The organism is Escherichia sp. KTE159, from assembly GCF_000408805.1.
Taxonomy (GTDB): Bacteria; Pseudomonadota; Gammaproteobacteria; order Enterobacterales; family Enterobacteriaceae; genus Escherichia; species Escherichia marmotae.
Window position 1 is genome coordinate 219822 of record NZ_KE137295.1, and the last position, 19534, is coordinate 239355.

Annotated in this window: 15 protein-coding genes; 7 read left to right on the forward strand and 8 right to left on the reverse strand. The window is 51.6% G+C overall.

Annotated features, from left to right (window positions below):
- Positions 1-70 precede the first annotated feature (70 nt).
- Complete coding sequence (locus A31E_RS02050; RefSeq protein ID WP_001517645.1) at positions 71-451, forward strand: winged helix-turn-helix transcriptional regulator; 381 nt, start codon at positions 71-73, stop codon at positions 449-451.
- A gap of 112 nt (positions 452-563) precedes the next feature.
- Here A31E_RS02050 and cpdB read toward each other — a convergent pair whose 3' ends face one another.
- Entirely contained in the window at positions 564-2507 is a 1944-nt protein-coding gene (gene cpdB / locus A31E_RS02045) for a 2',3'-cyclic-nucleotide 2'-phosphodiesterase (protein WP_016249511.1), read from the reverse strand.
- A gap of 171 nt (positions 2508-2678) precedes the next feature.
- Between cpdB and cysQ the strand changes: the two genes are divergently transcribed.
- Positions 2679-3419: a 3'(2'),5'-bisphosphate nucleotidase CysQ gene (gene cysQ / locus A31E_RS02040; RefSeq protein WP_000886881.1), complete on the forward strand. Its 741-nt coding sequence runs from the start codon at positions 2679-2681 to the stop codon at positions 3417-3419.
- Here cysQ and A31E_RS02035 read toward each other — a convergent pair.
- Entirely contained in the window at positions 3409-3966 is a 558-nt protein-coding gene (locus tag A31E_RS02035) for a YtfJ family protein (protein WP_016249512.1), read from the reverse strand. The genes cysQ and A31E_RS02035 overlap by 11 nt on opposite strands.
- A 324-nt stretch (positions 3967-4290) precedes the next feature.
- Between A31E_RS02035 and A31E_RS02030 the strand changes: the two genes are divergently transcribed.
- Positions 4291-4497: a DUF1107 domain-containing protein gene (locus A31E_RS02030; RefSeq protein ID WP_000689228.1), complete on the forward strand. Its 207-nt coding sequence runs from the start codon at positions 4291-4293 to the stop codon at positions 4495-4497.
- Positions 4498-4557: 60 nt separating this feature from the next.
- On the opposite strand, the gene A31E_RS02025 is transcribed toward A31E_RS02030, so the two are convergent.
- Complete coding sequence (locus A31E_RS02025; protein WP_001517648.1) at positions 4558-5907, reverse strand: polyamine export protein PaeA; 1350 nt, start codon at positions 5905-5907, stop codon at positions 4558-4560.
- Positions 5908-6094: 187 nt separating this feature from the next.
- Positions 6095-6733 (reverse strand): peptide-methionine (S)-S-oxide reductase MsrA, encoded by a 639-nt coding sequence (msrA, locus tag A31E_RS02020; RefSeq protein ID WP_016249513.1) that lies wholly within the window; start codon positions 6731-6733, stop codon positions 6095-6097.
- Between the two features lie 205 nt (positions 6734-6938).
- Here msrA and tamA point away from each other — a divergent pair, with 205 nt between their 5' ends.
- The 3 genes from tamA to A31E_RS02005 are packed head-to-tail and all read left to right on the forward strand — an operon-like array spanning position 6939 to position 12795.
- Positions 6939-8672: an autotransporter assembly complex protein TamA gene (gene tamA / locus A31E_RS02015; RefSeq protein WP_001269290.1), complete on the forward strand. Its 1734-nt coding sequence runs from the start codon at positions 6939-6941 to the stop codon at positions 8670-8672.
- Positions 8669-12448: an autotransporter assembly complex protein TamB gene (tamB, locus tag A31E_RS02010; protein ID WP_016249514.1), complete on the forward strand. Its 3780-nt coding sequence runs from the start codon at positions 8669-8671 to the stop codon at positions 12446-12448. Before tamA ends, tamB begins: the two co-directional genes overlap by 4 nt.
- Positions 12449-12450: 2 nt before the next feature.
- Positions 12451-12795, forward strand: a complete 345-nt coding sequence (locus A31E_RS02005) for a gamma-glutamylcyclotransferase family protein (RefSeq protein ID WP_001219159.1) — start codon at positions 12451-12453, stop codon at positions 12793-12795.
- Between the two features lie 282 nt (positions 12796-13077).
- Here A31E_RS02005 and licT read toward each other — a convergent pair whose 3' ends face one another.
- The 4 genes from licT to ppa all read right to left on the reverse strand — a co-directional run bounded on the left by licT (position 13078) and on the right by ppa (position 18257).
- The gene (gene licT, locus A31E_RS02000; protein ID WP_000636962.1) at positions 13078-13917 is read right to left on the reverse strand and encodes a BglG family transcription antiterminator LicT; all 840 of its coding nucleotides are present in this window, start codon (positions 13915-13917) and stop codon (positions 13078-13080) included.
- The gene (locus A31E_RS01995; protein WP_016249515.1) at positions 13914-15338 is read right to left on the reverse strand and encodes a glycoside hydrolase family 1 protein; all 1425 of its coding nucleotides are present in this window, start codon (positions 15336-15338) and stop codon (positions 13914-13916) included. Before A31E_RS01995 ends, licT begins: the two co-directional genes overlap by 4 nt.
- Positions 15335-17215: a beta-glucoside-specific PTS transporter subunit IIABC gene (locus A31E_RS01990; protein ID WP_016249516.1), complete on the reverse strand. Its 1881-nt coding sequence runs from the start codon at positions 17213-17215 to the stop codon at positions 15335-15337. Before A31E_RS01990 ends, A31E_RS01995 begins: the two co-directional genes overlap by 4 nt.
- A 511-nt stretch (positions 17216-17726) precedes the next feature.
- Entirely contained in the window at positions 17727-18257 is a 531-nt protein-coding gene (gene ppa, locus A31E_RS01985) for an inorganic diphosphatase (RefSeq protein ID WP_000055070.1), read from the reverse strand.
- Positions 18258-18565: 308 nt separating this feature from the next.
- On the opposite strand from ppa, the gene ytfQ reads away from it, so the two are divergent.
- On the forward strand, positions 18566-19522 hold the full coding sequence (gene ytfQ, locus A31E_RS01980; RefSeq protein ID WP_000265933.1) for a galactofuranose ABC transporter substrate-binding protein YtfQ: 957 nt from the start codon (positions 18566-18568) through the stop codon (positions 19520-19522).
- Positions 19523-19534: the final 12 nt, after the last annotated feature.

A 19534-nucleotide genomic window follows, 5' to 3' on the forward strand; every position in this document is an offset into this window, starting at 1 on the left:
TGTCTTGTGTTTAAATACGCTAACACCTAAACTAACTTTTAGTAAGTACATGCAAAAAGGTAAGTATGAAATGAGTCGGGTAAGCCTGTCGCAACAACTGAAAGAGGGAAACCTCTTCGCTGAGCAGTGTCCGTCGCGGGATGTGTTGAAACACGTTACCAGCCGTTGGGGGGTACTGATTCTGGTGGCGCTGCGCGAAGGCACTCATCGCTTTAGCGACTTGCGGCGTAAAATGGGCGGAGTGAGCGAAAAGATGCTCGCGCAGTCGTTACAGGCGCTGGAGCAGGATGGATTTGTTAACCGTATCGCGTATCCGGTGGTGCCGCCGCATGTGGAATATAGCCTCACACCGCTGGGTGAACAGGTCAGTGAAAAGGTTGCTGCACTGGCAGACTGGATTGAGTTGAATTTGCCAGAGGTGCTGGCGGTGCGGGATGAACGTGCGGCATAACTGCCGGAGACCTACGATTCGTGGTTTGTAGGGCGGATAAGACGCGTCAGCATCGCATCCGCCAGGAAGTGCCGGATGCGATGCATGATGTGTAGACCGAAAACGGTGTGTCTTACTTACTCAAATCCACCTGATAAATCGCAAACCCGATATCATCAGTCGCGACTTTATTCATCGGATACTGACCCTTCTCTTTAATAAAGTCTGCGGCTTTATCGGACGGGGACGTTTCAAAACGAATATCCAGTTTTTTATCACCGGCAATCGGCGCTAAACGCCAGTTATTATCTGCCGCTGGGTGAATTTCTCCTGCACGCTTCGACTCTTCAGCAATCCACGCTGCCAGCACCGAACGGTTCTCATCCGGCGACGCAAAGGCGATATGGCTGTCGCCTGTTCCGGCAAATTTGCCACCGTATGCACGATAATTATTGGTAGCAACCAGGAACATCGCGTCCGGATCAATCGGTTTACCATTAAAGGTCAGATTCTTAATCCTTTCCGCATTGGCATTAATCACCTGACATTCACCGTCATAGCGGGCTGGCTGGGTAACATCAATCTGATAATTCACGCCGTCAATCACATCAAAGTTATAGGTACGGAAGCCATCCCAGTTGATTAATGACTGCGGTTTAGTGCTGTTGGGATCTATCTGGTTAAACTGCCCGGCGGAGCACTCCAGCCACTCTTTAACTTCCTTGCCGCTGGCTTTTACCACAATCAGCGTATTGGGATAGAGATAGAGATCGGCGGCATTACGGAAAGTCAGTTGGCCTTTTTCCACTTCTACATAGCTGGCAGGATCGTTCTTGCGACCGCCAACTTTAAACGGCGCAGCGGCAGAGAGCACCGGCAGTTTTGCCAGATCCGGATCGCCCTGAATGTAATGTTCGACATACGCTTTTTGCGCGTTGTTCACCACCTGCACCGTCGGATCGTCCTGTACCAGCGCCAGATAGCTATACATATTGTCGGCGGATTTCCCGATAGGTTTGCTGACAAACTGGCGTGTGGCATCGTGATCGGCTTTCAGCGTTGCAACCAACTTGCTGTCTTCAGCGGCGAGTGATTTTTTATTGGCGACATCGTAAATCGGGCGAGCTTCCGCTTTTGCTTGCGTCACCTGCCATTTCCCGCTGTCATTATTGAGTTGCAGATCGACCACGCCGAGATGATCGCCCCACATGCCTGGCATTACCGCCGGAACACCGTTAATCGTACCTTTGGCGATATCTACGCCTTTGATATCAGCAAAATCTTTGCCCGGGAAGACGGCATGGGCATGACCAAACATAATGGCATCAACGCCCGGAATTTCACTGAGATAATAAACTGAGTTTTCCGCCATTACTTTATACGGATCGGCAGACAGACCAGAATGCGCCAGAACGACAACGACATCGGCACCTTTCTCGCGCATTTCCGGCACGTACTTGCGCACTGTTTCGGTAATATCGTTAACGGTAACTTTGCCGGATAAATTGGCTTTATCCCATCCCATAATCTGCGGTGGCACGACGCCGATATAGCCAATTTTCAGCGTTTGCTTTTTCCCGTCTTTATCGGCTACTTCGGTGTCTTTAATTAAATACGGTGTAAACATCGGCTGGTTGGTTTTTACGTCAATGACATTGGCATTTATATAGGGGAATTTCGCCCCCGCCAGCGCATTTTTCAGGTAATCCAGACCGTAATTAAATTCATGATTGCCGAGTGTGCCGACGGTATAATCCAGCGTATTCAGCACCTTATAGACCGGATGAATATCACCGGCTTTTAATCCTTTAGCCGACATGTAATCCGCCAGCGGGCTGCCCTGAATCAGGTCACCGTTATCGACCAACACGCTATTTTTCACTTCATTGCGCGCGTCATTAATCAGGCTCGCGGTGCGTACCAGCCCAAATTTTTCTGTGGATGTGTCTTTGTAATAATCGAAATCCATCATGTTGCTATGCAAATCAGAGGTTTCCATTATGCGTAGATCGACTGTTGCCGCATTCACGCTGGCAGCAATCAGCGTGGCCAGGAGCGTTGCGCTAAACTTAATCATAAGGGACATCCTTTTATGAACGAGAAGATGAAACGTCTTTCATACGGAGCGTGAAGGATGCCATAAATAATAAATCAGGAAACGATGACGCCATCACAGTTGGCGGATTCTATAGCGATGGGGTATAAGTAAAACAATAAGTTAACGCCGCTCACAGAGACGAGGTGGAGAATGTTAGATCAAGTATGCCAGCTTGCACGGATTGCGGGCGATGCCATTATGCAGGTCTACGACGGGACTAAACCGATGGACGTCGCCAACAAAGCAGATGACTCTCCGGTGACGGCGGCAGATATCGCCGCGCATACCGTAATCATGGAAGGATTACGTAAGCTGACGCCGGATATCCCCGTTCTTTCTGAAGAAGATCCTCCCGGTTGGGAAGTCCGCCAGCACTGGCAACGTTACTGGCTGGTGGATCCGCTGGACGGCACCAAAGAGTTTATTAAACGAAATGGCGAATTTACCGTTAACATTGCGCTGATCGACAAAGGCAAACCGATATTAGGTGTGGTGTATGCGCCGGTAATGAACGTAATGTACAGCGCGGAGGAAGGAAAAGCCTGGAAAGAAGAGTGCGGCGTGCGCAAGCAGATTCAGGTACGCGACGCTCGCCCGCCTCTGGTTGTCATTAGCCGTTCCCATGCGGATGCGGAGCTGAAAGAGTATCTGCAACAGCTTGGCGAACACCAGACGACATCCATCGGTTCTTCACTGAAATTTTGCCTGGTGGCGGAAGGGCAGGCTCAGCTCTACCCGCGTTTTGGGCCAACCAATATTTGGGACACCGCTGCCGGTCATGCTGTGGCTGCCGCTGCCGGAGCACACGTCCACGACTGGCAGGGGAAACCGCTGGATTACACTCCGCGTGAATCCTTCCTGAATCCAGGGTTCCGGGTTTCTATTTATTAAGCAACTTATGCAGCAAGTCCATCACTTGCTGCACCTCTTCCTGAGTGAGCGCTCCATCTTTTGCCCATTGCACGCGACCGTCTTTATCCAGCACTGCAATGGCGGAACTCTCTTCATCCAACTGCCAGGCGCTGCGTGCGATGCCGTTGCTGTCGACAATAAACTGTGACCACGGATAGAGCTTTTTATTGCTCTCCAGGCTGCTACGTACAAACATACCTGAACCGGGGATAGCGTCGTCGGTGTTCACAATGGTGGTCGTCTGGTAGCGATCATGCGGCAGTTTTGCCGATTTAATCGCTTCAATCAGCGTCGCATTTTTCTCTTTTGCGGAGGTGCGACCGGCAATATGTTGCAGTACCCGCACTTTCCCCACTAACTGTGCGCTGTTCCAGGTATTGTAGCTAAACTGATCTTTATCAAGTACTAACTCGCCACGATCGGCAATGCCAATTGGTGGTACTCGCTGACCGGTTTCGAATTTATGCGCGGAGGTCATCATCGGCAGTAGCAAGCAAGTCAGCGCGAGAATCTTGCGTAGGGTCATAGTGTTTCCTTCTTATCGTATGCAGGTGATCCGACCACTTGGGTCGGACTTTTAATCATATGTGCTATTTATCGAATTTCCCGCAAGTGTGGTGCCAGTTTGCGGACAAGCGCACAAATCATATGAAAAATGAATGCTTATACTGAAGATTGTGGTTAGGCGAAAAGATAATTCTGAATAACTGTAACGTTAAGGTAAAAAACTTTATACACACTGGAAACATTGCAGCGATAGACTATAGTCATCAGGCATTAAAATTTGCGCCTCATAATAGTTGGGCCGATTGTGGCACCACAAAGGCGTAATACTCAGCAGGAGATAACAATGAAAATTTTCCAACGGTACAACCCACTGCAGGTGGCGAAGTACGTGAAAATCCTGTTCCGTGGACGGTTATACATCAAGGACGTTGGCGCTTTTGAATTTGATAAGGGTAAGATTCTTATCCCAAAAGTGAAGGATAAGCTGCATTTGTCAGTGATGTCCGAAGTTAACCGTCAGGTTATGCGTCTGCAAACAGAGATGGCTTAACCAGCGTGCTATGCAGTAATAAGACGGCTCCTGATTCAGGAGCCGTTGATGTTTCTGGGGTTATGCGACGCTTTCTTCTTTATTTTTATCTTTAGCGTCAGGCTGTTTCGGTGAAAGGGCGGTGGCTTTGCTGTCGATCCGCGTCACCAGCAGTTGGTCGATGCGGTAGTTATCGATATCCACCACTTCAAATTTGTAGCCGGAGAGTTTCACTGAATCGGTGCGTTTCGGGATCTTACGCAGCATAAACATCATAAAGCCGCCGATGGTTTCGTAGTTGCCCGACTGCGGGAACTCGTCAATATCCAGCACACGCATCACGTCGTCAATCGGCGTACCGCCATCGATTAGCCATGAGTTCTCATCACGCGCGACAATCTGTTCTTCCAGCCCCTGACCGACCAGATCGCCCATCAACGTGGTCATCACGTCGTTGAGGGTAATTATCCCCACCACCAGGGCGTACTCGTTCATGATTACCGCAAAGTCTTCGCCCGCAGCTTTAAAACTTTCCAGCGCCTCAGAGAGGGTCAGAGTGTCAGGCACGATCAGCGTGTTGCGAATCTGCACGCCGCTATTCAGTGCCAGACTTTGATTGGCCAGCACGCGGTTCAGCAGATCTTTCGAGTCCACATAGCCGATGATGTGGTCGATATCTTCATTACAGACGAGGAATTTTGAGTGCGGATGCTCCGCCACTTTATTCTTCAGACTTTGCTCATCTTCATGGAGATCGAACCAAATCACGTTTTCACGCGGCGTCATGGAAGACGGCACGGTACGGGATTCCAGTTCAAACACGTTTTCGATCAGCTCGTGTTCCTGTTTACGCAGTACTCCAGCCAGTGCACCGGCTTCCACCACCGCGTAGATGTCATCAGAAGTGATGTCATCTTTACGTACCATCGGCAATTTAAAGATACGGAAGATCATGTTTGCCAGGCCGTTGAAAAACCACACCAGAGGGGTGCAGACGAACAGGCAGAAGCGCATCGGGTTGATGATACGCAAAGCCACAGCTTCTGGCGCAATCATACCGATGCGTTTCGGGGTTAAATCCGCAAACAGAATAAACATGCCAGTCACTAATGAGAAAGAGAGAATAAAGCTCAGTTGCTCAGAGAGTTCCGCTGATATATAGCGAGAGAACAGGCTGTTAAAAGCCGGAGAGAACGCCGCATCACCGACGATACCACCGAGTATCGCCACCGCGTTCAGACCAATTTGCACCACGGTAAAGAACATGCCGGGATTTTCCTGCATATCCAGAACGCGCTGGGCGTTTATATTGCCTTCATCAGCCAGCAGTTTAAGTTTGATTTTGCGTGAGGCGGCAAGCGAGATCTCGGACATCGAGAAGAACGCACTCACAGCGATCAAGCATAGTATGACTAAAATACTGTTTAACATATCTTATCCGACCGTTCAGGTCAGATCCTCGGAAGGGGAAGTTGATTAATTTGTGCGAAATACACATTGAAAGCCGGTTCGAAGAGAGTGAACCGACATTTTCAGTGGCTAGTATAGCGTAAGGTTCTGTAAAGTCGCCAGAGGGTTAAATTTTTGCTTCATTTCGCTTTAGTTCAGCCTTTTATTGCTACGCTTCAGGCGGCAGGCAAACGCCGATCCCACCAATTCCACAATAGCCATATGGGTTTTTGTGCAGATATTGTTGGTGGTCATCTTCGGCATAATAAAACGGTGTAGCGTTGGCGATCTCGGTGGTTATCTGGCGATCGTCACCGACGGTGAGCATTGCGGCCTGAAAACGTTCCAGACTGGCGCGGGCGGCAGCGTCCTGTTCTGGTGTCAGCGGGTAAATTGCGGAACGATACTGCGTGCCGTGGTCATTGCCCTGACGCATCCCTTGTGCGGGATCGTGATTCTCCCAGAATACCTGTAACAGTTGTTCGTAGCTGATCACTGACGGATCGTAAACCACGCGTACCGCTTCGGCGTGGCCGGTATCACCAGAACACACTTCCCGATAGGTCGGGTTTGGCGTGTAACCGCCGGTATAGCCTGCGGCAGTGCTGTAAACACCGGGAAGTTGCCAGAAAAGGCGTTCCACGCCCCAGAAACAGCCCATAGCAAAAATGGCGATCTCCATTCCGTCAGGTACATTGGTCATTGAGTGGCCGTTGACCGCATGCAATGTGGCTACAGGCATCGGGGTATTACGTCCAGGAAGGGCATCGGCGGGGGAAACCAGATGCTTTTTATCAAATAAACTCATAGTGTTGCTCTCCCGAAAGTCGGCCTTTGGGGATTAGGTTGTAACAAGAGACGTATTTGCACACAATAACCCCCGTGAATGTGTATAAAGTAAACCATAAGAAATATTTTGGGTTTAGTCTGCTTTTAAATCCATATGGCTGGATTTTTGTTAAGCCGTTTAACGGAGTTCCAGGGGCAGGAACAAAGGATATTCAGGAGAAAATGTGCGCTATATCCGACAGTTATGCTGTGTAAGCTTACTCTGCTTTAGCGGAGCTGCCGTCGCCGCGAACGTCCGTCTACAGGTCGAAGGGTTATCGGGGCAGCTAGAAAAGAACGTTCGTGCGCAGCTTTCTACGATTGAAAGTGATGAAGTTACGCCAGATCGGCGCTTTCGCGCACGTGTTGATGATGCCATCCGCGAAGGTCTGAAGGCGCTGGGCTATTACCAGCCGACCATTGAATTTGATCTCCGACCACCGCCAAAGAAGGGGCGGCAGGTGTTGATCGCCAAAGTCACGCCCGGCGTGCCGGTGTTGATTGGCGGCACTGATGTGGTTTTGCGCGGCGGTGCGCGGACTGATAAAGACTATTTGAAGTTGCTCGATACCCGCCCGGCTATAGGCACGGTGCTGAATCAGGGCGACTACGAAAATTTCAAAAAGTCCTTAACCAGCATCGCGTTGCGTAAAGGCTATTTCGATAGCGAATTTACCAAAGCACAGTTGGGTATCGCACTTGGCTTGCATAAAGCCTACTGGGATATTGATTACAACAGTGGCGAACGCTACCGCTTTGGGCATGTGACCTTCGAAGGTTCACAGATCCGCGATGAGTACCTGCAAAATCTGGTGCCGTTTAAAGAGGGCGATGAGTACGAATCTAAAGATCTGGCGGAACTGAACCGCCGTCTCTCCGCTACCGGTTGGTTTAACTCGGTGGTGGTTGCACCGCAGTTTGATAAAGCGCGAGAAACTAAAGTATTGCCACTGACTGGCGTCGTTTCGCCGCGCACGGAAAACACCATTGAAACCGGGGTCGGGTACTCAACGGACGTTGGCCCACGAGTTAAAGCCTCGTGGAAAAAGCCGTGGATGAACTCTTACGGTCACAGCCTGACCACCAGCACAAGTATCTCTGCACCGGAACAGACTCTCGATTTTAGTTATAAAATGCCGCTGCTTAAGAACCCACTGGAACAATACTATCTGGTACAGGGTGGTTTTAAGCGTACTGATCTGAATGATACCGAATCCGATTCCACCACCCTGGTTGCTTCCCGTTACTGGGATCTTTCCAGTGGCTGGCAGCGTGCCATTAACCTGCGCTGGAGTCTCGACCACTTTACTCAGGGTGAAATCACTAACACCACGATGCTGTTTTATCCTGGGGTCATGATTAGCCGGACGCGATCACGCGGCGGCCTGATGCCGACCTGGGGCGACTCGCAGCGTTACTCTATCGACTACTCCAACACCGCCTGGGGATCGGACGTCGATTTCTCCGTATTCCAGGCGCAGAACGTCTGGATCCGCACACTTTACGATCGCCATCGCTTTGTCACTCGCGGCACGCTGGGCTGGATTGAAACCGGTGACTTCGACAAAGTACCGCCAGATTTACGTTTCTTCGCCGGGGGCGACCGCAGTATTCGCGGCTATAAATACAAATCGATCGCTCCGAAATACGCCAATGGTGACCTGAAAGGGGCATCAAAGCTGATTACCGGATCGCTGGAGTATCAGTACAACGTGACCGGAAAATGGTGGGGCGCGGTGTTTGTCGATAGCGGCGAAGCGGTAAGCGATATTCGCCGCAGTGACTTTAAAACCGGCACCGGGGTTGGCGTGCGTTGGGAATCGCCGGTCGGGCCGATCAAGCTCGATTTCGCCGTTCCGGTCGCTGACAAAGACGAGCATGGTTTACAGTTTTACATCGGTCTGGGGCCAGAATTATGAGTTTATGGAAAAAAATCAGCCTCGGCGTAGTCATCGTTATTTTACTGTTGCTGGGATCAGTGGCGTTTCTGGTGGGCACCACCAGCGGCCTGCATCTGGTATTTAAAGCGGCAGACCGTTGGGTGCCAGGGCTGGATATTGGCAAGGTCACCGGTGGCTGGCGCGACCTTACCTTGTCTGACGTTCGTTATGAGCAGCCAGGCGTGGCGGTAAAAGCGGGCAATCTGCATCTGGCGGTCGGGCTGGAGTGCCTGTGGGACAGCAGTGTTTGTATTAACGATTTGGCACTGAAGGATATTCAGGTCAACATCGACAGTAAAAAAATGCCCCCTTCAGAGCAAGCGGAGGAAGAGGAAGATAGCGGGCCGCTGGATCTCTCTACGCCATATCCCATCACCCTGACGCGGGTAGCGCTGGATAACGTCAACATTAAGATTGATGACACTACGGTGTCGGTGATGGACTTCACCTCCGGTCTGAACTGGCAAGAGAAAACCCTGACCCTGAAACCGACATCGCTGAAAGGGCTGTTGATTGCCCTGCCGAAAGTGGCAGAAGTGGCGCAGGAAGAAGTTGTCGAACCGAAGATTGAAAATCCGCAGCCGGATGAAAAACCGCTGGGCGAAACGCTGAAAGATCTCTTTTCTCGCCCGGTATTACCGGAGATGACCGACGTACATTTGCCGCTCAACCTGAACATTGAAGAGTTTAAGGGTGAGCAACTGCGCGTGACGGGCGACACGGACATCACCGTGCACACCATGCTGCTGAAAGTCAGTAGCATCGATGGCAATACCAAACTGGACGCACTTGATATCGACTCTAATCAGGGGAGCGTTAATGCCAGTGGCACGGCGCAACTGTCCAATAACTGGCCGGTAGATATCACCCTCAATAGCACACTGAACGTGGAGCCACTAAAAGGCGAAAAAGTGAAGCTGAAAGTGGGTGGTGCGCTGCGCGAACAACTGGAGATTGGCGTTAATCTTTCCGGTCCGGTGGATATGGATCTGCGCGCCCAGACGCGGCTGGCAGAAGTCGGATTGCCGCTCAACGTGGAAGTAAACAGCAAACAGCTTTACTGGCCGTTTACTGGCGAGAAGCAGTATCAGGCGGATGATCTGAAACTGAAACTCACCGGAAAAATGACTGATTACACGCTCTCTATGCACATGGCGGTGAAGGGGCATGAGATCCCGCCAGCGACCATTACCCTCGATGCAAAGGGCAATGAACAGCAGGTTAATCTCGACAAACTTACCGTCGCAGCGCTGGAAGGGAAAACCGAGTTGAAAGCGTTACTCGACTGGCAGCAGGCGATTAGCTGGCGTGGTGAGTTAACGCTTAACGGCATTAACACTGCGAAAGAGTTCCCGGAGTGGCCGTCAAAACTCAATGGTTTGATCAAAACCCGAGGCAGCCTGTACGGCGGCACCTGGCAGATGGACGTACCAGAGTTGAAGCTGACCGGCAATGTTAAACAGAACAAAGTGAACGTTGACGGAACGCTGAAAGGCAACAGTTATATGCAGTGGACGATCCCTGGTCTGCATCTGGAACTGGGGCCAAACAGTGCCGAAGTGAAAGGCGAGTTGGGGGTAAAAGATCTCAATCTTGATGCCACCATCAACGCGCCGGGGCTGGATAATGCGCTACCAGGACTGGGCGGTACAGCGAAAGGGTTGGTGAAAGTACGCGGTACTGTGGAAGCGCCACAACTACTGGCAGATATTACCGCGCGCGGTTTGCGTTGGCAGGAACTCTCCGTAGCGCAGGTTCGTGTGGAAGGCGATATCAAATCCACCGATCAGATTGCGGGTAAACTCGACGTGCGCGTTGAGCAAATCTCGCAGCCGGATGTGAATATCAACCTCGTCACTCTGAACGCGAAAGGCAGCGAAAAGCAGCACGAGTTACAACTGCGGATTCAGGGCGAGCCGGTTTCCGGGCAGCTCAATCTGGCAGGGAGTTTTGATCGCAAAGAAGAACGTTGGAAGGGAACACTTAGCAATACGCGCTTCCAGACGCCGGTCGGCCCGTGGTCGCTGACGCGTGATATCGCACTGGACTACCGCAATCAGGAGCAAAAAATCAGCATCGGGCCACACTGTTGGCTTAACCCGAATGCGGAACTGTGCGTGCCGCAAACCATTGATGCCGGGGCTGAAGGGGGTGCGGTGGTGAATCTCAACCGTTTCGACCTGGCAATGCTGAAGCCGTTTATGCCGGAAACCACTCAGGCCAGCGGTATCTTTACAGGTAAAGCGGATGTCGCCTGGGATACCACCAAAGAAGGGCTGCCGCAGGGCAGTGTTACTCTTTCCGGGCGTAACGTGCAGGTGACGCAAACCGTCAACGATGCGGCGCTGCCAGTAGCGTTTCAGACGCTGAACCTGACGGCGGAGTTGCGTAATAACCGTGCCGAGCTGGGCTGGACAATCCGTCTGACTAATAACGGTCAGTTTGATGGTCAGGTGCAGGTAACCGATCCACAAGGGCGGCGTAACCTCGGCGGCAACGTGAATATCCGTAACTTCAACCTCGCGATGGTAAACCCCATCTTTACGCGTGGTGAAAAAGCGGCGGGTATGGTGAGCGCCAACTTACGTCTGGGCGGTGATGTGCAGAGCCCGCAGTTGTTTGGTCAGCTCCAGGTCACTGGTGTGGATATCGATGGCAACTTTATGCCGTTTGATATGCAGCCGAGCCAGCTTGCGGTCAACTTTAACGGTATGCGCTCGACGCTGGCGGGCACTGTGCGAACCCAGCAGGGGGAAATTTACCTGAACGGTGATGCTGACTGGAGTCAGATTGAAAACTGGCGTGCGCGGGTGACGGCAAAAGGCAGTAAGGTGCGGATCACCGTACCGCCGATGGTGCGCATGGATGTGTCGCCAGATGTCGTATTCGAAGCCACACCAAGCCTGTTTACCCTCGATGGCCGCGTGGATGTACCGTGGGCGCGCATTGTGGTGCACGATCTACCGGAAAGTGCGGTGGGCGTCTCCAGCGATGTGGTAATGCTCAACGATAACCTGCAACCGGAGGAGGCGAAAACGGCATCGATTCCGATCAACAGCAACCTGATTGTTCACGTTGGCAACAATGTGCGCATTGATGCCTTCGGCCTGAAAGCGCGACTGACGGGCGATCTCAATGTTGTACAGGACAAACAAGGTCTGGGTCTGAACGGGCAGATCAACATTCCGGAAGGTCGCTTCCATGCCTATGGTCAGGATCTGATTGTGCGTAAAGGTGAACTGCTGTTCTCTGGCCCGCCGGATCAACCGTATCTCAATATCGAAGCGATTCGTAACCCGGATGCAACAGAAGACGACGTGATCGCCGGTGTTCGTGTCACCGGGCTGGCGGATGAGCCGAAAGCGGAGATCTTCTCTGACCCGGCGATGTCACAACAGGCGGCATTGTCCTACTTGTTACGCGGACAAGGGCTGGAGAGCGATCAGAGTGACAGCGCGGCGATGACCTCGATGCTGATTGGTCTGGGGGTTGCACAAAGTGGTCAGATTGTGGGTAAAATCGGTGAGACATTTGGCGTAAGTAATTTAGCGCTCGACACCGAGGGGGTAGGCGATTCCTCCCAGGTGGTGGTCAGCGGCTATGTATTACCAGGCCTACAAGTGAAATACGGCGTGGGGATATTTGACTCTATAGCAACACTCACGTTACGTTATCGCCTGATGCCGAAGCTATATCTGGAAGCCGTGTCTGGTGTAGACCAGGCACTGGATTTGCTCTATCAGTTCGAGTTTTAGCTATGCGAATATTTGTCTACGGCAGTTTACGCCACAAACAAGGCAACAGCCACTGGATGACCAATGCCCAGTTGCTGGGCGATTTCAGTATCGATAACTACCAGTTGTATAGCCTGGGCCACTATCCAGGCGCAGTTCCGGGGAACGGAACGGTACACGGTGAAGTTTATCGTATTGACAACGCCACGCTGGCCGAACTTGATGCCTTGCGCACCAGGGGCGGTGAATACGCGCGCCAGTTGATTCAGACGCCGTACGGGAGTGCATGGATGTACGTATATCAACGACCCGTCGATGGATTAAAGCTGATTGCAAGCGGCGACTGGTTAGACAGGGATAAGCCATAATTAAACACGCCACCTTCGGGTGGCGTTGTTTTTGCGAGACGACACGCATTCTGTTTTGTAACTTTCCCGCCTGTTTCTTTTCCTTCCGAGTCGCTTTCTATATCTGTTAACGCATAAAAAACGCTGCTGGTGTTCATTAATGCGCAGGGGTAAAACATCTCGCAATTTAAATGGTGAGAATGAGCAGGAGCGGCTTATTTCCAGCAAGCGGCTCTGAACAGGCAAGATGCGTTCTCAAAAGCAAATGTTATACGTCAATTTAAACGATTAGAGGCATCCTGTTTATGCATCAAGTCCAGTTATCCTCACCAGATGGACTGTGAGCCATAGCAGTTCGTTACCTCTGAGGGTGATACCGAGTTGAACCTTGATATAATCGCGGATCAGTAGCGTACACTGCCAGGCTTCTGGATACTCTTTAATCACTTGCACTAGCAGGAAACTGTCCCGCGAGCTATCCAGTTCTCCCTCCTGTAAACGCTGAAGGAAAAACTGCATATGGATAAGAAAACGTGAGTAATTAATCGATTCAGTGTCGATCTCCTGCTTAAAGTGGTACTGCACGAGATTAAAAATATCCTTCAACATTTTCACTGACTGCATGGTTTGCGCTACGTCGTCGCCTTCGCTCTGACCATTCACAAGATGAAAAGCGATATTCCCGGCTTCCTCTTCCGGTAGTTCAATACCGTACTGCTGGCGAATAATGGTTACAGCCTCGCTGGCGATGTGGAACTGTTGTGGATAAAACCGCCTGACCTCCGGTAGTAGGCGGTTTTGAATGGTGATCCCTTTGCGGCTGCGCTCGATGGCAAAAGCCAGGTGATCGGCAAGGGTAAAGAAAATCTGCTCACGAACTTTGCTCGAAAGCTGCATGTTGGCACGGGAAATAATCATCGCAGCCATTTCGATGACTTCATCCGGTATAGCGGAAAGTGCCTCAAGATAGCCGCTGCGTTCGTCAAGCGTCTGGGTTACAAATAGCTTCTCTATCTGCTCCGGGGCGATCTCGTCCCCGGGTCTGCTGTTGAAGCCAATACCTTTCCCCATGACGATAACTTCCCTGTTATCGTCATCAAGGGAGAGCACCAGGCTATTATTGAGCACCTTCTGAACAATCATCTCTGAGACTCGTTGTGGTTACCGTTTTGCGCGATGACATCCTTATACCACCAGAAACTGCGTTTGCGGATCCTTTGCAAACTCTTCAGATCATCCTCGCCGCGATCGACATAAATAAAACCGTAGCGCTTAGCGTATCCCTGGTGAGTGCTTACCACATCAATTGCTGCCCATGGGCAGTAGCCCATCAGCTCGACGCCGTCAGCAATTGCCAGACGCATTTGCTCAATGTGCGCCTCAAGGAAAGCGATACGGTAATCGTCATTCACCGTCCCATCATGCTCCAGCTTATCCGGTGCGCCCATACCGTTTTCGCTGATCAGAATCGGCAGGCCGTAGCGCTCGCACACTTTACGCAGCGTCAGGCGCAATCCCACCGGATCAACGACCCAGCCGTAAGGCGTTTTGCCGACCCACGGATTTTCCGCTGGCCGATAAACGCCCTCTTCGCCCAGCATAATTTGTTGATCGCCCGCGCGGGGGGCAACATCGGCACCATCGCCCCGGCTGGCAGCAATCGTCGCGGTTGAGTAGTAGTTAATGGCGATAAAATCCGACCGCCCCTGCTGCAAAATCAGCGCATCTTCTGGCTGCATTTCCGGCGCGAGGCCGCGATCCTGCAAATACGCCCACGCCAGGGCGTTGTAGCGACCATGTACCGCTACATCTAAAAAACTCCAGCAGCGCAGCGTTTCCCAGTTATGCGCGGCAATAGCGTCTTCCGGTTTGCAACTTTCGGCGTACATCGAAGTGGTGTTTATCGCCGGGCCGATGCGCAGCCCAGGGAATTCGCGGTGGCACAGGGCGAAGATCTGCGCCTGAGCCAGCATCATATGATGATTCTGCTGGTACAGCGCCTTCTTATCCGGCAGTTCACGATTGGCGGGTACGCCAATCGCGCCGGGATGCAGGATCATGGTGTTCTGTTCGTTAATCGTCAGCCATAGCGGGACTTTATCGGCAAACTCGCTGAACAGCAGACGGGCGTAACGAACAAACGCCTCCCCGGTTTTGCGGTTCAGCCAGCCGCCTTTCAACTCCAGAGCCCAGGGCAAGTCGAAATGATACAACGTGACGATGGGGGTTATTCCGTGGCGTGTCAGGGCGTCGATCAGGCGGTGATAAAAGGCTAACCCGTCCGGATTCACCGGGCCATCACCGTCAGGTATCACCCGCGACCAGGCCACCGAAAAGCGGTAGGCCTTCAGCCCCATCTGCGCCATCAGCGCTACGTCTTCCTCCACGCGATGATAGTGATCGCTGGCAATGCGGAAGTCAGCCGTTCCCGGCGGATGGCTGAGCATGTCGACTACCGACGGTCCTTTACCGTCTTCATTCCACGCGCCCTCAACCTGATAGGCCGAAGTGGACGCGCCCCACAGAAAACCGTCCGGGAACTGCGTTTTCTTTTGATAAATCATACCTGCACCTCCTTAGCGGATTGCACCATCAGTTGTTCGCCGTAATCGACCTGCGCGGCGGTGGTAAGGCGCAGGGAGTGCTGCTCGTCGCCATTGACCACAATCACCGGGGTAATCAGGTCATACCCGGCCTGTTCGATGGCGGGGATATCAAAGCGGATTAGCTCCTGTCCGACCTCCACCTTGTCGCCTACTTTCAGCGATGAGCTAAAGTGCTGGCCGTTAAGATTAACGGTATCGATACCGATATGGATCAGCAGCTCAAGTCCGCTTTCACTTTGTAAACCAACGGCGTGGCAGGAAGGTAGAAACATCATTACAGTACCGTTAAACGGCGCACGCAGAACCCCTTCCTGTGGTTGGATCGCCACGCCTTCTCCCAGCAGGCCACCGGAAAAGACATCATCATTCACTTCGTTCAGCGCCATCACCTGACCGCGCAGCGGGCTGAGTACTTCAATCTCACCCTCAATTTTCGGGCTAACGACAGGCTGCGGAGCCTCGCTGACCTCTTCTTGCTCTTCAGGCGTATCTTTAAAGGCGATAAACCAGGTCAGGGCAAAGGTTACTACGATAGAAATCGCACAGGTCACTAGCGCATGGACGATATTCATCGGGTTTTCACCGATAAACGCCGGCAGCGCCGCAAGTCCTGGGGAGACAAACGCATAGCGCACCAGACCGCTCACACCAGCATAAATCCCGGCGCAGCCGCCACCGATCATCGCGGCAATCAGTACCCGGCGGAACTTGAGTAATACCCCGTACAGTGCCGGTTCGGTGATCCCCAGCAGCGCGGTAAAGCCCGATGATGAGGCCAACTGGCGCAGGTTGTTATTTTTGGTTTTCAGCGCCACGCACAGCGTCGCCGCGCCCATTGCCACGTTTGACGCCAGCATTCCCGGTCCGTTGATCATCTCAAAACCGTTTTTACTCAACTGACCGGTAGCGATTGGCGTCATCGCCCAGGCGGTGCCGGTAATAATCAGGAAGGGTTGCAGAGCGCCCATCAGCATCGGAATTAACCAACTGGCGTGGCGATCAATAGCGCCTGCGCCAGCCGCCACCAGATCGTTAAGCAAAATACCCGCAGGGCCGACGAGCACCAGCGCCAGTGGCGCGGTGATCAACAGGATCAGCATCGGCTTAACAAAGAACTTAATGATCGACGGCGAAACCTTCTCCGCGAAGCGCTCCACCCACGACATCAGCCAGACCGTCAGAATAATCGGCAGCACTGACCCGGCGTAATCGGAAAGCAGGACGTTGATACCGACAAAATCAACCGCTTTCCCCGCTGCCAGCATCTGGCCGATGCCCGGATGCAGCAGTACGCCCGCGAGGGTCATCGCCAGAATCGGGTTACATTCAAATTTCAGCGATGCCCCGTAGGCCAGCAGCACTGGCAGGAAGAAGAAGGCCGCGTCGGCAATAATGTTGAGTAGCTGATAGGTTGAACTGGTTTCGCTAATCACGCCCGTTAGTTTGAGGATAGCCAGCAGTGCCTTGAGCATCCCGGCGCCGGTAATGGCCGGGATCACTGGGGTGAAGGTGGTCGAAATCACGCTGATAATGCGTGCGATGATACCGGTGGGTTTGGCGTTTTTGCCACCGCTTGAGGGGCCTTTCTTCTCCGGCAGCGCCTTATTGAGCAGGCGATAAACCTGCTGCACCTCATTGCCGATAACAATCTGGAACTGACCGCCTTTCTCCACCACGCTTATCACGCCGGGGATAGCGCCAATCTGCGTATCGTTAACCTTTGCGCGATCGTTAAACTCCATGCGCAAGCGGGTCGCGCAGTGGGTGAGCATTCGGATATTCTCCGCACCACCCACCGAGTGGAGGATTTTGTCTGCTGTTTCGTTATAGTTCATAGTGTTCCCTGGGTTGAGGCAAAAAAAAAGACCAAAATAGAAATGCTCCCCTTGGCGGGAGAGCATTTCTATTTTGGTCTTGCCTGCTTTCGCAGTAGCACGCCATCATAGAAATGGGTTATTTCGACAGATTATCTAAGTGATGTTGTTGTCTTTCAATCGGTATAGAGAAAAAACGTGATCTGCATTGAATGAAATTATGACGGTTTCAGGTGAACCTCTATGTTTTACCCAAACACGTGTCTACCATTCATGTGATAAGAAGGGCTTTGTGCCTTACCAACACCGGGTTCGGTTGTTTTTTGCAAGACAAAACAGGTGTCAATATAAAATAAAAACCCTTACTAACCGAAGCCCGGTGTTCAGGGTTATTACGATATACTCGTCATGCTGCAAGTTGCATGTACTGTGTCTGCGTTCGCTCACCTCAGTCACTTACTTATGTAGGTGCCCGGGAATTCACTCGCTTGTCGCCTTCCTGCAACTTGAATTATTTAGAGTATACAAGAAATTATTTATTCTTTGCGCGCTCGAAGGAAGCAACGATTTCAGCTTTAGCGGCTTCAGCGTTTTCCCAACCTTCAACTTTCACCCACTTGCCTTTTTCGAGGTCTTTGTAGTGCTCGAAGAAGTGAGCGATCTGCGCTTTCAGCAGTTCCGGCAGATCGTTAACGTCTTTGATGTGATCGTATTCTTTGCTCAGCTTGCTGTGCGGAACCGCAATCAGTTTTGCATCTTCACCGGCTTCGTCGGTCATTTTCAGAACGCCAACCGGACGGCAACGGATCACAGAACCCGGCTGCAGCGGGTACGGAGTCGGGACCAGTACGTCAACCGGATCACCATCCAGAGACAGAGTGTGGTTGATGTAACCGTAGTTGCATGGATAGAACATTGCGGTGGACATGAAGCGGTCAACGAACAGTGCGCCGCTTTCTTTGTCGATTTCGTATTTGATCGGATCTGCGTTAGCCGGGATCTCAATAACAACGTAGATGTCTTCCGGCAGATCTTTACCCGCAGGGACGTTGAGTAAGCTCATGTCTGTTTCCTTTAAAATATGTGGCAAACAAGTGCCGAGTATTATAGCCAACTCGCGCCGAATGTCTTCGCTTGTTTTCGTCCTCTTTTTCCTTTTTCGCCAGCTTTAAGACGGTTTACAGAGCAGGAAAATCCATAACCGTAGCCGCATTTTTCATAGCGAGATGAAAGCGATTACAAACTTGTGATTAACGATGTATTTACTTTTTTGAAGTGTGAAGTAACGCAATCTGTTACATGACCGATTGTCTATAGTTTTTTCGCGAACATCTTTTAAACAATAATAATCACCCCGACGAGGACAACCCTATGTGGAAACGCTTACTTGTAGTCTCTGCGGTCTCAGCAGCCATGTCGTCTATGGCATTGGCCGCTCCCTTAACCGTAGGATTTTCGCAGGTCGGATCGGAGTCCGGCTGGCGTGCCGCAGAAACCAACGTGGCGAAAAGTGAGGCAGAAAAGCGCGGTATCACGCTAAAAATTGCCGATGGTCAGCAAAAGCAGGAAAACCAGATTAAAGCGGTACGTTCCTTCGTCGCACAAGGTGTGGATGCGATCTTTATCGCTCCGGTGGTGGCGACGGGCTGGGAACCAGTATTAAAAGAGGCGAAAGATGCCGAAATTCCGGTCTTTTTGCTCGACCGTTCCATCGATGTGAAAGACAAATCTCTCTATATGACGACCGTTACTGCTGACAACATTCTGGAAGGCAAGTTGATTGGTGACTGGCTGGTGAAAGAGGTCAACGGTAAACCGTGTAACGTGGTTGAGTTACAAGGCACCGTTGGGGCGAGCGTTGCCATCGACCGTAAGAAAGGTTTTGCCGAAGCTATTAAGAATGCGCCAAATATCAAAATTATCCGCTCGCAATCCGGTGATTTCACCCGTAGTAAAGGCAAAGAAGTTATGGAGAGCTTTATCAAAGCGGAAAACAACGGCAAAAATATCTGCATGGTTTACGCCCATAACGACGACATGGTAATAGGCGCGATTCAGGCGATTAAAGAAGCGGGTCTGAAGCCGGGCAAAGATATTCTGACAGGCTCTATCGACGGCGTGCCGGATATCTACAAAGCGATGATTGATGGTGAAGCGAATGCCAGTGTTGAACTGACGCCAAACATGGCAGGCCCAGCTTTCGACGCGCTGGAGAAATACAAGAAAGACGGCACCATGCCTGAAAAGCTGACGCTGACTAAGTCCACCCTTTATCTGCCTGATACCGCAAAAGAAGAGTTAGAGAAGAAGAAAAATATGGGGTATTGAGGCCTACAAACC